Source organism: Propionibacterium acidifaciens DSM 21887, from assembly GCF_000426605.1.
GTDB classification, from domain to species: domain Bacteria; phylum Actinomycetota; class Actinomycetes; order Propionibacteriales; family Propionibacteriaceae; genus Propionibacterium; species Propionibacterium acidifaciens.
Genome location: NZ_AUFR01000001.1, coordinates 101,732 through 119,002, shown reverse-complemented (window position 1 = coordinate 119,002; position 17,271 = coordinate 101,732). Strand labels below are relative to the sequence as shown.

Here is a 17,271-nt window from a genome sequence, read left to right as displayed (position 1 = left end):
CCGCCTCAGGACGTCGCGGCCCGCGGGATCCCCGGCCCCCTGCGGCGCAGGGGAACGCCGGCCGCGTCGAGGCGCGAGGGCCGCCGCGCCCCGGGTCCCGCTTGGCCGTCGCCGAGGCAGATCGTGCCCGCCTCGGCCCCGGCCCCCTCGACGTGGAAACCGAGATCGGCGATCATCGCCAGGTCGTCGCGGCCGGGCCCGCCCTCGCTCGTGAGGTAGTCGCCGAGGAAGATCGAGTTCGCCACCTCGAGGACGAGCGGCTGCAGGGTGCGGATGTGGTACTCGCGGCCCGCCGCGGAGCGCACCTCGACGTCGGGGTGGACGAGGCGCACCATCGACAGGATGCGCAGGCAGCGCTGCGGGGTCAGCTCGCGGTGACCCGCCAACGACGTGCCCTCGAAGGGCAGGAGGAAGTTGACCGGCACCGAGCCGACGCCGAGCTCGCGCAGGGCGAAGGTCACATCGACGAGCTCCTCGTCGCTCTCCCCCATGCCGGCGATGAGCCCGGAGCAGGGGCTGATCCCCGCCCGGCGGACCGCGCGCACGGTGGCGGCGCGGTCGTCGTAGCCGTGGCTGGTGCAGATCTCGCCGTAGTGCGAGCGGGCCGTGTTGAGATTGTGGTTGTAGCGGTCGACGCCGGCCTCGCGCAGGATCGCGGCCCGGTCCTCATCGAGCAGACCGAGGCAGGCGCACAGGTGCACCTCGGGATGCTCGCGGTGGATGCGGGCGACGAGCCCGGCGACCCTGGCCGTCTCCCGGGGCGACGGGCCCCGCCCCGAGGCCACCAGACAGATCGTCGAGGCGCCCCGCGCGATGCCCTCCTCCACCGACTCGTGCACCTGCTCGTCGTCGAGCCAGGTGTACCGGGGGATCTCCGCCGACGAGCCGAGGGCCTGAGAGCAGTAGGAGCAGTCCTCGGGGCACATGCCGGACCTGAGGCTCACGAGGTGATTGAGTCGTACGCCGGTGCCGAAGAAGTGGCGCCTCACCCGCCCGGCGGCGGCGACGATCGGCAGTGTCCGGGCGTCGTCGGCGGCCAGCAGCTCCAGGGCGCCCTCCCGTGGGATCGACCGTCCCCGCACCGCGTCCCGGACCATCGCATCGAGATCCATCCCACACCTCCGTCCGCCCCGACGGGAGAGTCCCGTCCGGCATGGACAGCACCCTACCCGCCCACCTGAACGATGTTCAAGTAGGCGGGTGGGAGCGCCTTCGAAGGGCCCGGGGCGGCCCCGACCGGGATCAGTCGTCCCCGGCCAGGCCCAGACGGGCCTCCATCTCCTCGAGGGGCACGCCCTTGGTCTCGGGCATGACCTTGAGCACCCACAGCAGCTGACCGCACATGAACACGAAGAAGATCGTGAACGCGATACCGCCGCCGAGCGAGGCGACGACGGGCGGGAAGGCGTAGGTGGTGAGGGCGGCGAAGGACCAGTGCGTCATCGAGCCGAGCGACTGGCCGCGGCCGCGCACACGGTTGGGGAAGATCTCGGAGATGAACACCCAGATCACCGAGCCCTGGCCGAAGGCGTGGGCGGCGATGAACACGAGCAGGCCGATGAGCACGAGCACCGACGAGGTCATGTTGAAGTGCCCCGAGAAGCCGAACATGACGCCGGCCAGGAAGCCCAGCGCGGCGAGGTAGCCGATGGAGCCGACGATCATGAGGGCGCGCCGGCCGATCCTGTCGATGACGGTGAGGGCAGCCATCGTCGCGATGAGGTTCATGAGGCCGACGGCCACGCTCATGAGGTACGACGAGTCGGCCGAGGCGCCGGCCTCCTGGATGACGACCGGGGCGTAGTAGAGGATCGCGTTGACGCCGGACATCTGGTTGAACATGGCGATGCAGAACGCCAGGAGGATCACCTTGCGGTAGCGTCTGGAGAAGAACCTCACCTTCACCGACCGCAGCTCCGCCTGCTCGGCGAGCTGGGCGCGGATCTCGGCGATCTGGTCGTCGGACTCGGCCCGGGTGCTGCACAGGCGGCGGCTGATGGCGACGGCCTCGTCCTCGCGCCCCATGGACATGAGCCAGCGGGGCGTCTCGGGCACGGCCAGGAGGAGGGTGAGGAAGACGATGGCGGGCACGGCCATGACGCCGAGCATCCAGCGCCAGGCGACGTCCTCGGGGGCGATGAGACGGATGACGTAGTTGCTCAGGTAGGCCAGCAGGATGCCGAGCACGACGTTGCCCTGGACGAGGCCGACGAGGCGCCCGCGGTGGGCGGCCGGAGCGATCTCCGCGGTGTAGATGGGCGCGCACACGCTCGACATGCCGACGCCGACGCCGCCGAAGAAGCGGAACACGAGGAAGAGCCCGTGGGCCCCTCCCGGCGTGAACGCGCTGCCGAGCGAGCCGATGACGTAGAGCAAGCCGATGCCGTAGAGCATCGGCTTGCGTCCGTACCGGTCGGCGAGGTTGCCGGAGAACAGGGCGCCGACGATGGTGCCGATCGTGGCCATGGCCACGGTGAAGCCGAGGCCGGAGGCGCTGAGGTGGAAGACCTTCTCGAGCGATGTCGTGGTTCCCGAGATCACGGCGGTGTCGAAGCCGAAGACGAGACCGCCGAGGGCGGCCACGACGGCGCTTCGCAGCACCAAGCCGTTGGCCTTGGTGGGCTGAGCCGGCTGGACGCCGGCGGTGGTGTGGGACATTCGTCTGCCTCCAGAGGTGGTGGAACCCATCGCGGATGGTTCCGGATGGTCCTCCGAACCTACGCCCGCAGGGGACGATGAGGAGCCCGTCCCACTCATTCCGGGGGCTCGGCCCAAGGGGTCAGGGCTGCACGAGGCGCTCGTACCCCGGGTGGTGGGCGATCCAGTCGGCGACGAAGGAGCAGCTGGGGACCACGGTGCGCCCCGCCGCCGCGGCGTCGTCGAGGGCCCGTCGGACGAGCCTGCCGGCCAGCCCGCGCCCGCCGAAGGCGGGGCTGACGACGGTGTGCGGCATCGTCACGACGTCGCCGGCGACGGAGTACTCCAGGAAGCCGGCTCCGACCCCGTCGACGAGCACCTCGTAGCGGTGCTCGGCGGCGTCGTCGACGATCTCGATCCGTTCCTCGCCCATGGAATGCCCTCCTCCTCTTCTCCCCCGGCTCAGGCGTCCAGCCGGTCGCCGGCAAGCCGGGCGCCCTCGACGAGCGAGGCCAGCTTGGCCCATGCGATGAGCGGGTGGACGCGGCCGCCGAGGCCGCAGTCGGTCGACGCGATGACGCGGTCGGGGCCGACGACCTGGACGAAGTTCGCGATGCGCTCGGCGACCAGTTCGGGGTGCTCGACGACGTTCGTCGAGTGCGAGACGACGCCGGGAATGATGACCTTGTCCTCGGGCAGCCCGACGTGCTGCCACAGCCGCCACTCGTGCTCGTGGCGGGCGTTGGCGGCCTCGAAGCTGTAGCCGTGGGCGCGGACCGACAGGACGAGGTCGACGATGTCGGCGAACGGGATGTCGGTCGTGTGCGGGCCGTGCCAGGAGCCCCAGCAGACGTGGAGGCGCACCTGCTCCTCGGGGATGCCCTCGAGGGCGCGGTTGACCGCGTCGATGCGCAGGGCGATGAAGTCGCGGTAGTCCGAGACGGTGGGCTCGGGGTTGATCTGGTCCCAGCTCTCGGCGATGTCGGGGGCGTCGATCTGGACGGTCAGCCCGGCGTCGGTGATCGCCCGGTACTCCTCGTGCATCGCGTCGGCGCAGGCGGCGAGCAGATCGACGTCGTCGTCGTAGTACTCGTTGCGCATGCGGGCCGCCGAGCCGGGCGACAGCGCGGCGATGAAGCCGTCGGACGGCGCCAGGCCGGCGTCGGCCAGGGCCTCGAGCAGCAGCCGGATGTCGGCCCCGACGGCGCCGGCGCCGGTGTAGGTGAGCGGACCGGTGATCCTGGGATTGCCCACCGCGGCCCGGCCGGTGAGGATGCCCGAGTCGGGGTCCTCGTAGGCGGCGCGGAAGGCCGCGCGGTCGCGGCGGTCGGGGAAGGAGGTCAGCCGCAGCCTCCCGGGTGTCGAGCGCACGATGTCGGGATTCGCCCAGCGGTCCTCGTCGGTCATCGTGAGCCCGCCGAGACGGGAGAAGGAGTAGTTCCACCAGGCGCCGTAGTCGACGGGGCCCGAGGTGATGTGACCGTACTCGCCCTCGTTGACGATGTCGAGGCCGGTCTCGCGCTGGCGGGCGACGACGCGCCGGACGCCGTCGGCCAGGACCGCGGCGAACTCCTCGTCGCCGATGGCGCCGCGGGCGCGCCGGTCGTTCGCCGCGAGCAGCTCGTCGGTGCGGGGCAGGGAGCCCACGTGGGTGGTCGGGATGCGATGGGCCATACCGTTCCTCCGGACGATCGTGCTTACCCGCCCCAGGGTATCCGGCTCCGGGCGGGGGACGGGCGCGGCGCGGTTCGCCGTCGCCGAACGGGTCCCGGGCCGGCCCCGTCGACCAACGGCTCAGCGGACCAGCCGTCCGTCGGCGAGGCGGATGAGGCGGTCGAGCACCGCGCCGCCCGAGGCGTTCGAGCCGTTGTGCTCGTACTCGCTCGTGATCCACACGTGCATGTCGGGCAGCAGCGCGGCGGTCTCGAGGCTGTGGTGCAGCGGCACGTAGGCGTCGTGGGCGTAGACGGCGGCGGCGCACGGCACGTCCGCCTCGCCGAGGGCCCGCGGGTCGTAGAGCCTCGGCCAGGCGTGCTCGGCGATGAGGCGGGCGCTGTCCTTCCAGGGGCGCAGCGAGGAGTCCTCGTCGAACCACTCGGGGAGGACGTGCTCGCCGGTCAGCAGGGTGGGGTCGGCCCGGAAGGCCCCGGGCAGCGTCCGGGCGGCGGCCCAGTTCGTCACGACCCCGTCGGCGTAGCTCGACTCGTGGAGGACCGTGTAGAGCACGTCGCGTCCGCCGAAGGGCAGCAGCCCGGCCAGGTCGTGACGGAAGCCGCGCGAACCCGGGTCGCGCTCGAGCAGGTAGTGCAGCCTCTCGGCCCCGCCGGAGGCGCCGAGCAGGTGGCCGAGCGAGCGCAGGCGCGAGGGGCCCACGAGGTCGCCGCCCGGCGTGCGGATGGCCTCCTGGCCGGCCAGCCCGACGAGGCGCGCGACGCGGTCGCGGTCGGACGGGAAGCGCCGGTAGTACTCCTCCGACTTGCCGGCCATCGTCTCGTAGCAGGCGGCGTAGATCTCCTCGGCGCTGCGGCCGACGGCGGGCAGGCCGCCGGTGAAGTAGACCGCCCGGAGCGCATCGGGACGGCTCGACAGGTAGTGAAGGGCGGTGAAGCCGCCGAAGGACTGGCCGAGGACGGACCAGCGCTCGATGCCCAGGTGGGCGCGCAGGTCCTCGGCGTCGGCGACGATCTCGTCGGCGCGCAGATGGGTGAGGTACTCGGCCTGGTCGGCGGCCGAGCCGAGCGGCTCGCTCACGGGACTCGACAGGCCGGTGCCGCGCTGGTCGAGCAGCACGACCTGGTGGTCGGCGAGGGCCCGGCCGAGCCAGCCGGGCCAGACCGGGTCGAGGCTCGGGCGCGGCGACTCGCAGCCCGGGCCGCCCTGGAGGAACAGCAGGTGGGGCCGCTCGGTGCCCTCCGGGGTCGCGACGACGCGGGCGAAGATCTCGATGCCGCGCTCGTCGTCGGGGTCCGAGTGGTCGAGGGGGACGTTGATCCGGACCTCACGGGTCAGGAGACCGGGAATGCTGCGCTGCCACGTCATGGACCCATGCTAGAGGGCATCTGCTGAACTGGCTGCGGGTGTTGGCCTGGGCCTGAACATGAACCCATGCTGGAGGGCACCCGCGCGGGGCGGGGGCCGCGGCACCCTGGGATCAGTCGGAGTCCCGGCCGGCGGCGAGCCCCGCGACGAGGGGCCCGATGAGGTCCATGGGCAGGGGGAAGACGACCGTCGAGTTCTGGTCGGCGCCGAGCTCGAGCAGCGTCTGCAGATAGCGCAGCTGGAGGGACGCGGGGCTGGCGGAGAGCACATCCGCAGCCCGCCTGAGCTCGTCGGAGGCCTGCAGCTCGCCGCGGGCGTTGATGACCTTGGCGCGGCGCTCGCGCTCGGCCTCGGCCTCCCGGGCCATGGCGCGCTGCATCCCCTCGGGGATCTCCACGTCCTTGATCTCCACCACCGAGACGTCGACGCCCCAAGGGGTGGTCCGCACCTCGATGATCTCGCGCAGGTCGTGGTTGAGGCTCTCGCGGTGGGCCAGCAGGGTGTCCAGGTCGGCGCGCCCGAGCACCGAGCGCAGCGTGGTCTGGGCGATCTGGCTGGTGGCCACCGCGTAGTTCTCGACGTTCATCACCGCGTCCATCGGATCCGTGACGTTGAACAGCACGACCGCGTTGACCCGGGCGGGCACGTTGTCGCGCGTGATGACCTCCTGCGGGGGGATGGTCAGCGTCACCGTGCGGGTGTCCACGCGGACGAGCCTGTCGAGCCCCGGGACGATGAAGGCCAGCCCCGCCCCGTGGAGGGGCCGCACCTTGCCGAGCCGGAAGATGACGGCCCGCTCGTACTCGGGAACGATCCTCAGACAGGTCACGAGCAGGCCCGCGACGAGGACCGCCAGGGCGATCACGGTGAAGAACCACTGGGTGGCGCCCATGACTCAGTCCCTTTCCTTGTCGGCTGCGGAGGCGTAGCGGGTGCGCCCGCTCGACCAGTGCGAGGCGTAGCGCTCGATGAGACGGGAGGCCTCGTCGGCCGCGCGTTCGGACTGCACCTGCCCGTGCGCGCCGCGGGCCACGACGGCACGCCCGTCCTTCGAGTCGGAGGCGGTCCCGGCCTCCTCGGGCGCCGAGGCCTCGAACGGCAGGTCCTCCGGCGCGTTCGTCGGCGTGTTGCGCAGCGAGCGGACCATCGGCCAGGCCGCCACGACGACGAACACCGCCGAGGCGGCCAGGGCCACGCGCTGGGCCGCGCCGGAGGCGACGAACAGCATCGCCAGGGGCAGGGCCGTGCCGGCGGCCATGATCGCCAGCGACATGCCCCTGTGGAAGACCCCGGCCTCGGAGTGGGGCCAGGGATCCACCGGTTGGGTGATCTCGCGGGGGCCGAGGTGCGGGGCGCACCCGTCCTTGACGGGGCAGCGCCCGCAGATCTCGTCCTGGCCCCGGTAGCGGATGACCCGCTTGACGGGGTCGAAGCTGGCCGGCCACAGCCACTGGTCCTCGTGGCACTTCCACGCCCCGTGGTCCTCGTGGAAGACGAAGTTGCCCGTCCGCCAGTCGCGCGAGCGCCGGGCGCTGCGCCGGCCCAGGACGTCCAGGACCCACGCGAAGCCGACGAGCACGACCGCGTAGAGGCAGGACAGGTAGACCTGGATGGTCGTGTCCTCGGCACCCATCGCCGTCAGTCCTCCCCTGCGAGCTCGGCGTAGCCGTGGTCCTCCCCGCCCACCTCGACGAAGAGGCGCTCGACGGGCAGCTCGTCGACGGTGCGCCCGTCGTGGCGGTGGATCCAGCCCTGGACGGCCATGACGAGGAAGGGCACGACCCCGCCGACGATGAAGACGACGTCGCCGGGCATGCGCAGCCACTCGAGCACGACGTTGCGGTGCTCGGTGATGTAGTTGAGCGACCTCGCCTCGAAGTAGCCCGAGCCGACCGAGCGGTACAGCTGCAGGGCGCCGAGGGGCAGCAGGGTGACGAAGACCATCCAGGCCAGACCGATGTTGGAGCACCAGAAGGAGACCTTGGCGAGCCTCTCGTTCCACCTGTCCTGGGGGATGAGGTAGCGCAGGGCGAACATGGCCAGGGCCATCGCCATCATGCCGTAGACGCCCATCATCGAGCCGTGCGCGTGGTTGGCGGTCAGCGCCGTGCCGATCTCGTAGTAGGAGACGATCGGCAGGTTGATGATGAAGCCGAAGAGGCCTGCCCCGACGAAGTTCCAGAAGCCGACGGCGACCAGGAACATGACGCACCAGCGGTGCGGGAACGGGGTGCTCGACCTCGCCTCGCGCCGGGCGCCCAGCTGGGTGAAGGCCCACGCCTCGACGGTCAGGAAGGTGAGCGGGATCACCTCGGCGGCCGAGAAGACGGCGCCGACGGCCATGTTCGAGCTCGGGGTGCCCGAGAAGTAGACGTGGTGCATCGTGCCGAGCACGCCGCCGACCGAGTAGAGGATGACGTCCATGTAGATGATCCCCAGGGCGACCCTCTCACGCACCACGCCGAGCATGACGAAGATGTACGCGACCATGACGGTGGTGAACAGCTCGAGGAAGTCCTCGACCCACAGGTGGACGACCCAGAAGCGCCAGTACTCGGCGACGGAGATCTGCGTCGTCGTGCCGGCGAGCATGCCCACCGCGTAGAAGGCCGGGATCGACAGGGCCGAGAAGAAGAAGACCCAGGGCAGATTGCCGTGCGACTCGGTCCTGAGCCGACCCCGGATGGCACGCACGATGATGAAGACCCACAGGAACATGCCCCCGGTCAGCGCCGCCTGGAAGATCTTCGGCAGGTCCAGGTACTCCCACTGCTGGCCGAGCAGCGGCCCCTTGGCCCAGGAGACGCCGTAGATCGAGAGCATCTCGCCGCCCAGGGAGCCGAACACGACGACGCACACGGCGACGAAGAGCACGCCCACCCATCTGCTCTGGTGCCTGGGCTCGCGGCCCGAGATGAAGGGCGCGAGGAAGATGCCGCCGGCCAGGAAGGACGCCGCCGTCCACAGCAGCGAGAGCTGGACGTGCCAGGTGCGGGCCAGGTTGTAGGGGAACCAGCCGGCCAGGTCGAAGCCGAAGAAGCTGGTGAGATCGGCGCGGTAGTGCTCGGCCGCCGCGCCGACGATCGTCTGGAGCAAGAAGAGTGCCGAGATGGCCGCCCAGAACCAGGCGGTGACGCGTTGGGACCTCGTGAGACCGACCCTGGCCGGTGGGACGAACAGGATGGCGGGCGCGTCGGAGGCGTGCCAGCCGATCCTGGCGCTCCAGCGCCCGTAGATGGCGAACATCACGCCGATGCCGCCGATGAGCACGAGCAGGGACAGCGCGGACCACAGCACCATGTCGGCGGTGGGGCTGTTCCCGACATTCTTCTCGGCGGGCCAGTTGTTCGAGTAGGAGTAGTCGTGGCCCGGCCGCTGGGCCGCCGAGCCCCACGCCGTCCAGGCGAAGAAGCTCACCAGCTGGTGGACCTGCTGCGGATCGGTGATGTCGTTGGCGAGCAGGCCGAGGTTGTGGGAGTCCTGCCCGAAGTAGTCGGCGTAGTGGTCGGTCAGCGTCCGGTAGGCGTCGGCCTGGTAGTCCGAGAGCCGGAGCGTCCCGCTCGCCTCGTCGAGGCGGTTGGTGCGCCAGTCCTCGATGTTGGCCGCCGTCGGGTCGGCGTCCCCCGCGTCCCGGTGGCGCTGCAGCGTGTCGTCGCTGGCGCGGCGCAGGTAGTCGGCGGTGAAGTCGGGGCCGAGGTAGCCGCCGTGACCCATGACCGAGCCGTACTGCATGAGGCCGCGGTTCTGGAACAGCTGCTGGCCGGCCGAGATGTCGTCGTGGGTGAACAGCACCTGGCCGGAGGAGTCGGTGACCCGGTCGGGGATGGGGATCGAGTCCGTGTACGTGCGCCAGGCGAGGACGCCCAGGACGGTGAAGCCGAGGAGCATCACGAGGGCGACGCCCTGGACCCAGCCTCCGCTCACCACCATGGGGCGTCGCGGCGCGGTCCCCTGTCCGACAGCTCTGCGCGAAGAAGACATGGCAGCCATGATAATTACCATGGCCGCTTCCATGTTTATTTCTCACCTGATTTCTCCCTGACCTCTTGTTTTTATTCCGAGGGCGAACACCGGTCGTCCGGGGACGACCCGGCCCCTCCCGGGAGGGGCCCCGGCGGGCGCCCCATAGACTTGCCCCCGTGCCGCACATCGATCTCGACTACCGCATCGCCCGGCAGACCCTGGCCAACGGGCTGCGCGTCGTCGTCAACCACGATCCCGGCGCCCCGGCCGAGGCGCTGAACATCTGGTACGCCGTCGGCTCGGGTGACGAGCCCCCGGGGGCGACCGGCTTCGCGCACCTCTTCGAGCACCTCATGTTCGCCGGCTCGGAGCACGTCGCCGCGAGCGAGCACCTGGCCCTCATGGAGTCGGTCGGCGGCAGCGCCAACGCGACGACGAGCTTCGACCGCACCAACTACTTCGAGACCGTCCCGGTGGGCGCGCTCGAGCTGGCGCTGTGGCTCGAGGCCGACCGGATGAGCACGCTCGCGGTCACCGGGACCGGCTTCCGGACCCAGGTCGAGGTGGTCGAGGAGGAGAAGCGCCAGCGTTACGACAACGTGCCCTACGGCGACCAGCTCGAGCTGCTGCTCGGACTCAACTTCCCGTCCGGGCACCCGTACGGGCACCCGACGATCGGCTCGACGGCCGATCTGGACGCCGCCGCCCTGTCGGACGTGCAGGACTTCCACCGGCGCTGGTACCAGCCGTCCAACGCCGTCCTGACGCTCTGCGGCCCGGTCGTGCCGGACCGCGCGTTCGCCCTCGTCGAGAGGTACTTCGGCGGTCTGGACTCCGAGCCCGCGCAACCGGCCCGGCCCACTGCCGCCCTGCCCCGGCACGAGGGCGTCCCCACCGTCCGGGTGCGGCGCGCCGTGCCGAGCACGATGGTGCACCTGTGCTGGCGCAGTCCCGACGCCAACTCCCCCGAGCGCTTCGCCGTCGAGCAGGCCCTGGCCGTGCTGGCCTCGGGCCAGTCCAGCCGGCTGCCGAACCTGCTCGTGCGCGAGCGCGAGAGCGCCGACGCCGTCAGCTCCGGCGACTTCGGCCTGGCCCGCGGCGTCTCGATGGCCTCGCTCAGCGCCCGGGTGCGACGCGGCCACGACCCGCAGGAGCTCGTCGCGACGATCCTCGAGCAGCTCGTCCGCCTCGGCGAGCAGGGTCCCGACGAGGCCGAGCTGACCCGCGTCAACGCCGTCTTCGACCGCGAGTGGCTCGCCCGCCTGGCCGGGGTCGAGGCCCGCGCCGACGAGATCAGCGGCTTCGCCAGCCTGTCCGACGACCCGGACCTGGTCAACACGCTGCTCGCCCGCATGCACGGGGTGACCGGCGAGCAGATCGCCGAGGCCGCCCGCAGCTGGCTGGCCCCCGAGCACCGAGCCGTGCTCGTCTACGAAGCGGAGGACACCCGATGAGTCCCCAGGCCCCGCGCCCGCAGGTCGACCCGACGAGCGACTGGCGCTTCCCGCTGCCGCGGGTCACCCGCCTCGACAACGGCATGAGCATCTGGGCGTACGACCTGCCCGGCCAGTACGTCATCACCGCCGAGATCGCCCTCGACGTGGCCCTCACCGACGAGCCGGTCGGCGGGGAGGGCGTCGCGCGGCTGGCCGTGCACTGCTGCGACGAGGGCTCGCTGGCCCACCCGGGCGAGGCGCTCGCCCGGCGCATCGAGGACATCGGCGCGCTCTTCGACGGCTCGGCCGGATGGTGGGGCACCCGGTGCGGCGTCGAGGTCGCCGCGCCCTACGCGCACGCCGGCCTCGAACTGCTCGACGAGATCGTCCGCACGCCCGCCTACGCCGACGCGGACGTCGCCCGCCACAAGGCCCTGCGCCTCACCGAGATCGCCCAGCAGCGGGCGAACTCGGCGGCGATGGCCGCGATCGGCCTGGCCCAGCGCACCTGGGTCGTCGGCAGCCGCCAGCGACTGGCCGCCGCCGGCACCTCCGAGTCGGTGCCGACGATCACCGCGGAGGACGTGCGGGCCTTCCACGACCGCTGGTGGCGTCCCGACGGCGCCGTCCTGATCCTCGCGGGCGCCCTGCCCGAGGGCCTCGTCGAGCACGCCGCCGAGGTCTTCGGCGCCTGGCCGGCGACGGGGGTGCGCAGCGGCGCGAGGGCCCCCTCGCCCGAGACGGAGCCCTGCCCCACCTACGTCATCGACCGTCCCGACGCCGTCGCCGCCGATCTGCGCGTCGGGCTCGTCGTGCCGGGCCGGGCCTGGCCGGACTGGGCGCCGATGCAGGTCGCGACGGGCGCCGTCGGCGGGCTGTTCGGCAGCCGGCTCAACATGGAGCTGCGCGAGCGCCGGGGTTACACCTACGGGGTGCAGGCCGGCCTGGCCGCCGGCCGGTTCAACGGAAGCTTCACCATCCAGGCGAGCTTCCGCACCGAGGTGGCGGCGCGGGCCTTCCGCGGCGTCTTCGAGCTGCTCGACCTGTCGCGTGCCCCGCTCGGGCGCTCCGAGGTCGACGACGCGATCCGCTACCTCGTGGGCGTCGCCCCGCTGCGCTACGACACCGCCGACGCGATCGCCGGCCAAGCCGGCGTGCTGGCCTCGCACCGCGTCGACCCGGACTGGGTCAACGTCCTGCACGACGGACTCGCGACGACCGACGCGGCCCATGCCACGGCGGCCTTCGAGGGCACCGTCGGCAGGGCCACCCACGAGGGGAGGATGCGCGCCGTGCTGTGCGGCGACGCCTCGAGGATCGTGCCCGAGCTGCGCGGCGACGGCTTCCAGGTCGAGGTCATCGACCCCGTCCTGTGACGACCCCACCGGTCCGGGTCAGCCGTTGAGCTTCTCGTAGGCCTCCCGGGTCTTGTCCTGGGCGGTCTGCATCTGGGCCTGGTACTCCCCCAGGTCGCCGTTCTTCAGCGCCTGGTCCGCCCTGCCGAAGGCGTCGCTCGCCTCCTGGAGCAGCTGCTTGGCCGCCTCCTCGTTCGACATCTGGCCGGTCCCCCCGCCCTGCTGCTCGGACGGCTGCCCCGCGGTGTCCTCGCCCGTGCTCGCGCCGGCATCGCCGGCGAAGACCGAGTCGAGAGCCTCCTGGAGAGTGTCCCCGATGCCGATGTGGGTGCCGAACCGGACGACGACGAAGCGCAGCACCGGGTAGGTGCCGGCCGAGGCCCCGGTGCCGGCGGACTTGCGCTGGGTGTAGATCGGCTCGACGTAGATGAGGCCGTTGCCCAGCGGCAGCGTGAGCAGATTGCCGTAGAGCGCGTCCGCCGAGCTCCCGGAGCCCTGGCCGATGAACGGGAGAAGCTTGTCGGCCACCTGCTGGTCGGAGACGATCGCGTTGTAGGTCTGGTTCGGGCCCGGCACCTGGGCCGTGTCGGACAGCTTGAGGACGCGCAGCGTGCCGTAGTCGGGGCTCGACGCGTCGGCCACGACCGACATGTAGGCCGCCATGTTCTCACGGTTCTTCGGCACGTAGACGGCCGTCTGGCTGAACACCGGGGACTCGTCGCCGGGCCACTTGATCGACAGGTAGTAGGGCGGCTCGTAGGCGCCGCTGGAGTCGCGCGGGTCGGCCGGGACCTCCCACAGATCCGACTGGTTGTACCAGCTGTCGGGGTTCTCCATGTGGTAGCGCCCGAGGATCTGGCGCTGCACCTTGAACATGTCCTGCGGATAGCGCAGATGACTCATGAGGTCGGAGGAGATCTCGCCGCGGTCCTTGAGCAGACCGGGGTAGACCTTCATCCAGGTCTGGAGGATCGGGTCGTCGGCGTCCCAGGCGTAGAGGTCGACCGTGCCGTCGTAGGCGTCCACGACCGCCTTGACGGAGTTGCGCATGTAGTTGACCTGGGTGTCCTCGCCGGAGGTCTGCCGGGCCGAGTCGGCGATGGTGTCCTGCAGGGTGACGTGCTGGGAGTTCGGGTAGTCGGCGCTCGTCGTGTAGGCGTCGACGATCCACACGACCCGCCCGTCGACGACGGCCGGATACGGGTCCTGGTCGACGGTCAGCCAGGGGGCGACCTGGGCGATGCGCTCGCGCGGCGTGCGGTTGTACAGGATGCGCGAGGCGCTGTTCACATTGCTCGACAGCAGGAGGTTCAGGTCGGTGAAGGTCGTGGCGTACATGGCGCGCGTCACGTGGTTGCCGATCGCCACTCCCCCGGCGCCGGTGTACGTGGAGTGCTGCTCGCCGCCGGACTCGGAGCCGCCCGGGGTGTCGAGCTCGATGGGCGCTGCGCCGGGCTCGTTGCCGGCGACGACCCACTGGTTCTCGGCCTCGCCGTAGTAGATGCGCGACTCGTCGACGTCGAGCCGGCCCTGGGGCGGGATGTCGCCCTCGGTCCACACCGGCTCCCCGTTGGACGAGCTGCGGTTGCCGTAGGACGCGACGACGCCGTAGCCGTGCGTATAGACGGTGTGCGTGTTGATCCAGCTCTGATCGGGCAGCCCGGCGATGTTGATCTCGCGGGCCGCGATGATCGTGTCGGTCGTCTTCCCGTCGATGGCGTAGCGGTCGACGTCGAGCACACCGGGGAACTGGTAGTAGCCGCGCACCTGCTGCAGCTGCTCGTAGGTCTCGGCGATCAGCGCCGGATCCATGAGCCGGATGCCCGGCAGGGCCTCCGCGTCGGACTTGAGCTGACCGGCGCTCACATTGGTCTCCGCCGAGTAGTCCGAGACCGTCACGTCGTCGACGTCGTAGGCGGCCCGGGTCGCCTCGATCTGCCGCTCGATGTAACTGCGCTCCTGGCTGACCTCGCTGGGGCGCACGGTGAACTGCTGGATGGCGACCGGGTAGATCGCCTGGATGATGAGGCTCGAGACGATCATGAGGACGATCGCCGTGCCGGGCACACGCCACAGCTTGAGCCTCACGTTGGCGAAGAACATGAGCGCGCAGATCCACGCGATGATCGCCACGATGAGGCGGGCGGTGATGCGCGCGTGGTCGTCGGTGTAGCCGATACCGGTGAACAGGGCGTCGTTGTCGCTGATCGCGAACTCGTAGCGCGACAGCAGCCGCTGGAAGCCGTAGACGACCATGATGAGGCCGAGCAGCACCGACAGGTGCACCTGGGCGGCCGCGTTGAGTGGGTTCCGCAGCTCGACCGTCGGCGGGTGGGCGCCGCCCTCGTCCCCGGAGCCGTGCCGGCGCACCGCCACCGGCGTGGCGTACAGGGAGCCGGTGACGACGTGGACGGCCGCCGCGGCGAGCGTGCCGATGACGAGGGCGGCCAGGACGGCGGAGAAGACGTCCTGGAGGAAGGGCAGCGTGAAGACGTAGAAGGAGGCGTCCATGCCGAAGTAGGCGTCGGACTGGCCGAAGGGGGTGCGGTGGAGGAAGGCCAGGGTCTCGTCGGTGTGCGACACGGCCAACGAGCCGGCGCCCAGCGCGACGAGCAGGGACGGGACGGCGACGATGACGGCCGTGCGCCGGGCCAGGGCCGAGCGGTAGTGGTCGAGGGTCGGCGAGTCGCTCACGGGGCGCTGGGGCCGGCTGCGCCAGGCGAGGGCCATGTTGAGCGCGCAGGCGCCGCCCAGCAGCACGCCCTGCGCCGCGGCGAGGACCGCGCCGGTGACCACCCGGGTGGTGAAGACCTGCCCGAAGTGCAGATTGCGGAACCACAGCCAGTCGGTGACGACCTCGCTGACGATCCACCACACGACGACGAGCACCACGAGGATGGCGAGGGTCGCGCCCAGGGCCGTGTGGCGGCGCGGCTGCTTCCTGACCTGCGATGCGCTGCTCATGACTGGTCGGTGTCCTCCCACTCGAAGGTGCGCACGAGTGCGCCGGACAGGGCCGGGACGAGCCCGTCCCCGGCCAGGAGCTCGTCGGGGTGGCTGGCCAGGCGGGCCACGCCGTAGGTGGTCCCGTCGCGCAGGGCGCCCATGACGACGCGGATGTCCTCGCGGGCCGGATGGGCGGCCACGAACTCGGCCGCCTCGTCCGGGTCGTCGGGGATGCGGTCCTCGACGCCGGCCGGCAGGAAGGAGCGCTCGGTGCACACCGCGCAGCCGGCCACCGTGTCGGGCCAGGCGATGGCGGCCAGCCCGGCCAGGACGTCCTGGCCGGGGTGGAAGTCGTCCTGCTCGATCGAGGACAGCTGGTCGGGGGCGGTCACCGTGAGCTGGCCGGCCAGGACTGGCTCGGCCTCCAGGAGCCGGGCGGTCGGGGCCAGCGCGAAGAGCCGGGACGGCTGGTCCCAGCCGGAGGCGCCCACGTAGCGCTCGATCTCGACGAGGGCGGCCGCGAGCAGCTCGTGGGCCGCGGCGAGACCGCCGTCGGGCGCCCCGGGACCGGTCTGGGACTGGGGACTCATCGGACAACTCCTCTGCTCTTGGGACGGGGATCCGGACGGGACCGGCGGCACGGGGGGATCAGCAGCGCGGCACCGTCTCGGGGTGGCCCTGGGCCAGGGCGTCCAGGGACGAGACCGCGTCGGACAGCTTCGCCACCCGCACGAGCTCCATGTCCGTGGCGACGCCCGCCGCATCGGAGCAGTTGGCCGCCGGGACGAGGAAGATCTGCGCCCCGTCCTGCTCGGCTCCGCGCATCTTCTCCGCCACCGCGGGGACGGCGCCGACGGTGCCGTTGGCTTCGATGGTGCCGGTGCCGGCGACGACACGCGAGGCCATGAGGTCCTCGCTGCGCAGCTTCGCATAGATGGCCAGCGAAAGCACGAGGCCGGAGCTCTCGTCGGCGACCCTGCCGGGCACGTTGAACTCGATGCGCGGCGCGTAGCGGTAGCCGGGGCGCATCGTGATGCCCACGCGCGGCACGGTGCGGTCGGTCGAGCTGGCCTGGGTGGTGACGGGGACGACCATCGAGGAGCCGCCCCGCACGATGCCGAAGGTCGCGGTGGCGCCGACGGCCAGCGACCGGACGATGCCGTTGACCTCGTCGGAGGTGGTCACGGGGGTGTCGTTGACGGTCTCGATGATGTCGCCGGTCTGCAGCAGCTCGTAGGCGGGCCCGCCGGTGGAGACCGAGTCGACGAGAGGGTTCTCCTGGACGGGGATGCCCGCCGCACCGAGCGCCGCGACGGTGGCGCCCTGCTCGGCCTCGTTCATCGACTGGGCCTCGTCGTTGGCCAGGTCCGAGTCGCTGCGCCCGACCGGGTAGGCCCAGTCGCGTGGCACGACGTCGTGGGAGCCGCGCAGATAGTTGAGGAACGCGGCGGGCAGGGTCAGCGCCGCGTCGGAGGAGGTGACCGACACGGAGGTGAGGAGCAGGCGGCCCGTCGTGCCGCTCGTCGCGACGTCGCTGATCGTGATCTCGTCGACGCCGTCGGAGGAGCCGAGCACGTCGTTCGTCACGCCCGGGTCCCAGGCCACGTAGGGGATCGGGGTGAAGGCGATGACGCCCGCGAGGACGATGAGGGTCAGCGCGGAGACGACCGCCGTCCAGGTCTGACGCGTCATGCCGGCGCCCCCGTGCGCCTCGTCGTCGGAACAACTGCCCTCATGGTCCCGCAGTCTACCCACCGCTCAGCGGTCCACCCACCGCTCAGGGGCCGATCGGGTGCACCGGGCCGGGCCCGGCGCGGTGGGACCGCGGCGAGGGTCCGGGCGGGGCCCGCCGCATTGATCGGGCGCGCTTGAATGGGGGCAGGCACGCAGCGGTC

Annotated in this window: 13 protein-coding genes; 2 read left to right on the top strand and 11 right to left on the bottom strand. The window is 71.5% G+C overall.

What is annotated here, in order from left to right; genetic code table 11:
* Window positions 1-5: 5 nt before the first annotated feature.
* From bioB to K336_RS0100435, 8 genes are all read right to left on the bottom strand, one after another.
* Window positions 6-1,112 (bottom strand): biotin synthase BioB, encoded by a 1,107-nt coding sequence (gene bioB, locus K336_RS13315; protein WP_043149908.1) that lies wholly within the window; start codon window positions 1,110-1,112, stop codon window positions 6-8.
* A gap of 130 nt (window positions 1,113-1,242) precedes the next feature.
* On the bottom strand, window positions 1,243-2,688 hold the full coding sequence (locus K336_RS0100465) for a sugar porter family MFS transporter (RefSeq protein WP_081660449.1): 1,446 nt from the start codon (window positions 2,686-2,688) through the stop codon (window positions 1,243-1,245).
* A 91-nt stretch (window positions 2,689-2,779) separates the two neighbouring features.
* A complete protein-coding gene (locus K336_RS0100460) occupies window positions 2,780-3,070 on the bottom strand; it encodes a GNAT family N-acetyltransferase (RefSeq protein WP_021797583.1) in 291 nt (96 codons plus the stop codon).
* Window positions 3,071-3,099: 29 nt separating this feature from the next.
* Complete coding sequence (locus K336_RS0100455; RefSeq protein ID WP_028706010.1) at window positions 3,100-4,311, bottom strand: cobalamin-independent methionine synthase II family protein; 1,212 nt, start codon at window positions 4,309-4,311, stop codon at window positions 3,100-3,102.
* A gap of 120 nt (window positions 4,312-4,431) precedes the next feature.
* The gene (locus K336_RS0100450; protein ID WP_021797579.1) at window positions 4,432-5,676 is read right to left on the bottom strand and encodes an alpha/beta fold hydrolase; all 1,245 of its coding nucleotides are present in this window, start codon (window positions 5,674-5,676) and stop codon (window positions 4,432-4,434) included.
* Between the two features lie 112 nt (window positions 5,677-5,788).
* A complete protein-coding gene (locus K336_RS0100445; protein ID WP_028706009.1) occupies window positions 5,789-6,568 on the bottom strand; it encodes a slipin family protein in 780 nt (259 codons plus the stop codon).
* A 3-nt stretch (window positions 6,569-6,571) separates the two neighbouring features.
* Window positions 6,572-7,309, bottom strand: coding sequence for a hypothetical protein (locus tag K336_RS13310; RefSeq protein ID WP_021797586.1), 738 nt, complete (start codon window positions 7,307-7,309; stop codon window positions 6,572-6,574).
* A 5-nt stretch (window positions 7,310-7,314) separates the two neighbouring features.
* On the bottom strand, window positions 7,315-9,657 hold the full coding sequence (locus K336_RS0100435; RefSeq protein WP_233418680.1) for a nitric-oxide reductase large subunit: 2,343 nt from the start codon (window positions 9,655-9,657) through the stop codon (window positions 7,315-7,317).
* A gap of 158 nt (window positions 9,658-9,815) precedes the next feature.
* Here K336_RS0100435 and K336_RS0100430 point away from each other — a divergent pair, with 158 nt between their 5' ends.
* A complete protein-coding gene (locus K336_RS0100430) occupies window positions 9,816-11,093 on the top strand; it encodes a M16 family metallopeptidase (protein ID WP_021797584.1) in 1,278 nt (425 codons plus the stop codon).
* Complete coding sequence (locus K336_RS16660; protein ID WP_021797581.1) at window positions 11,090-12,451, top strand: M16 family metallopeptidase; 1,362 nt, start codon at window positions 11,090-11,092, stop codon at window positions 12,449-12,451. The genes K336_RS0100430 and K336_RS16660 overlap by 4 nt, the downstream gene beginning before the upstream one ends.
* An 18-nt stretch (window positions 12,452-12,469) precedes the next feature.
* Here the strand turns inward: K336_RS16660 and K336_RS0100420 are convergent, their stop codons facing one another.
* From K336_RS0100420 to K336_RS0100410, 3 genes are read right to left on the bottom strand one after another with little or no spacing between them, the layout of a single operon-like run.
* Window positions 12,470-15,394: a UPF0182 family membrane protein gene (locus K336_RS0100420; protein WP_028706006.1), complete on the bottom strand. Its 2,925-nt coding sequence runs from the start codon at window positions 15,392-15,394 to the stop codon at window positions 12,470-12,472.
* Window positions 15,391-15,966, bottom strand: coding sequence for a PPA1309 family protein (locus K336_RS0100415; protein ID WP_028706005.1), 576 nt, complete (start codon window positions 15,964-15,966; stop codon window positions 15,391-15,393). Before K336_RS0100415 ends, K336_RS0100420 begins: the two co-directional genes overlap by 4 nt.
* 58 nt (window positions 15,967-16,024) lie before the next feature.
* A complete protein-coding gene (locus K336_RS0100410; protein ID WP_028706004.1) occupies window positions 16,025-17,068 on the bottom strand; it encodes a YlbL family protein in 1,044 nt (347 codons plus the stop codon).
* Between the last annotated feature and the right edge of the window lie 203 nt (window positions 17,069-17,271).

What these genes read in the sequence shown, in the direction of transcription:
- K336_RS0100410 (WP_028706004.1), bottom strand. Translation starts at nt 17,068, where the DNA reads ATGACGCGTCAGACCTGGACGGCGGTCGTCTCCGCGCTGACCCTCATC.
- K336_RS0100445 (WP_028706009.1), bottom strand. Translation starts at nt 6,568, where the DNA reads ATGGGCGCCACCCAGTGGTTCTTCACCGTGATCGCCCTGGCGGTCCTC.
- K336_RS0100460 (WP_021797583.1), bottom strand. Translation starts at nt 3,070, where the DNA reads ATGGGCGAGGAACGGATCGAGATCGTCGACGACGCCGCCGAGCACCGC.
- K336_RS0100465 (WP_081660449.1), bottom strand. Translation starts at nt 2,688, where the DNA reads ATGGGTTCCACCACCTCTGGAGGCAGACGAATGTCCCACACCACCGCC.
- K336_RS0100450 (WP_021797579.1), bottom strand. Translation starts at nt 5,676, where the DNA reads ATGACGTGGCAGCGCAGCATTCCCGGTCTCCTGACCCGTGAGGTCCGG.
- K336_RS0100415 (WP_028706005.1), bottom strand. Translation starts at nt 15,966, where the DNA reads ATGAGTCCCCAGTCCCAGACCGGTCCCGGGGCGCCCGACGGCGGTCTC.
- K336_RS13310 (WP_021797586.1), bottom strand. Translation starts at nt 7,309, where the DNA reads ATGGGTGCCGAGGACACGACCATCCAGGTCTACCTGTCCTGCCTCTAC.
- K336_RS0100435 (WP_233418680.1), bottom strand. Translation starts at nt 9,657, where the DNA reads ATGTCTTCTTCGCGCAGAGCTGTCGGACAGGGGACCGCGCCGCGACGC.
- K336_RS0100420 (WP_028706006.1), bottom strand. Translation starts at nt 15,394, where the DNA reads ATGAGCAGCGCATCGCAGGTCAGGAAGCAGCCGCGCCGCCACACGGCC.
- K336_RS16660 (WP_021797581.1), top strand. Translation starts at nt 11,090, where the DNA reads ATGAGTCCCCAGGCCCCGCGCCCGCAGGTCGACCCGACGAGCGACTGG.
- bioB (WP_043149908.1), bottom strand. Translation starts at nt 1,112, where the DNA reads ATGGATCTCGATGCGATGGTCCGGGACGCGGTGCGGGGACGGTCGATC.
- K336_RS0100455 (WP_028706010.1), bottom strand. Translation starts at nt 4,311, where the DNA reads ATGGCCCATCGCATCCCGACCACCCACGTGGGCTCCCTGCCCCGCACC.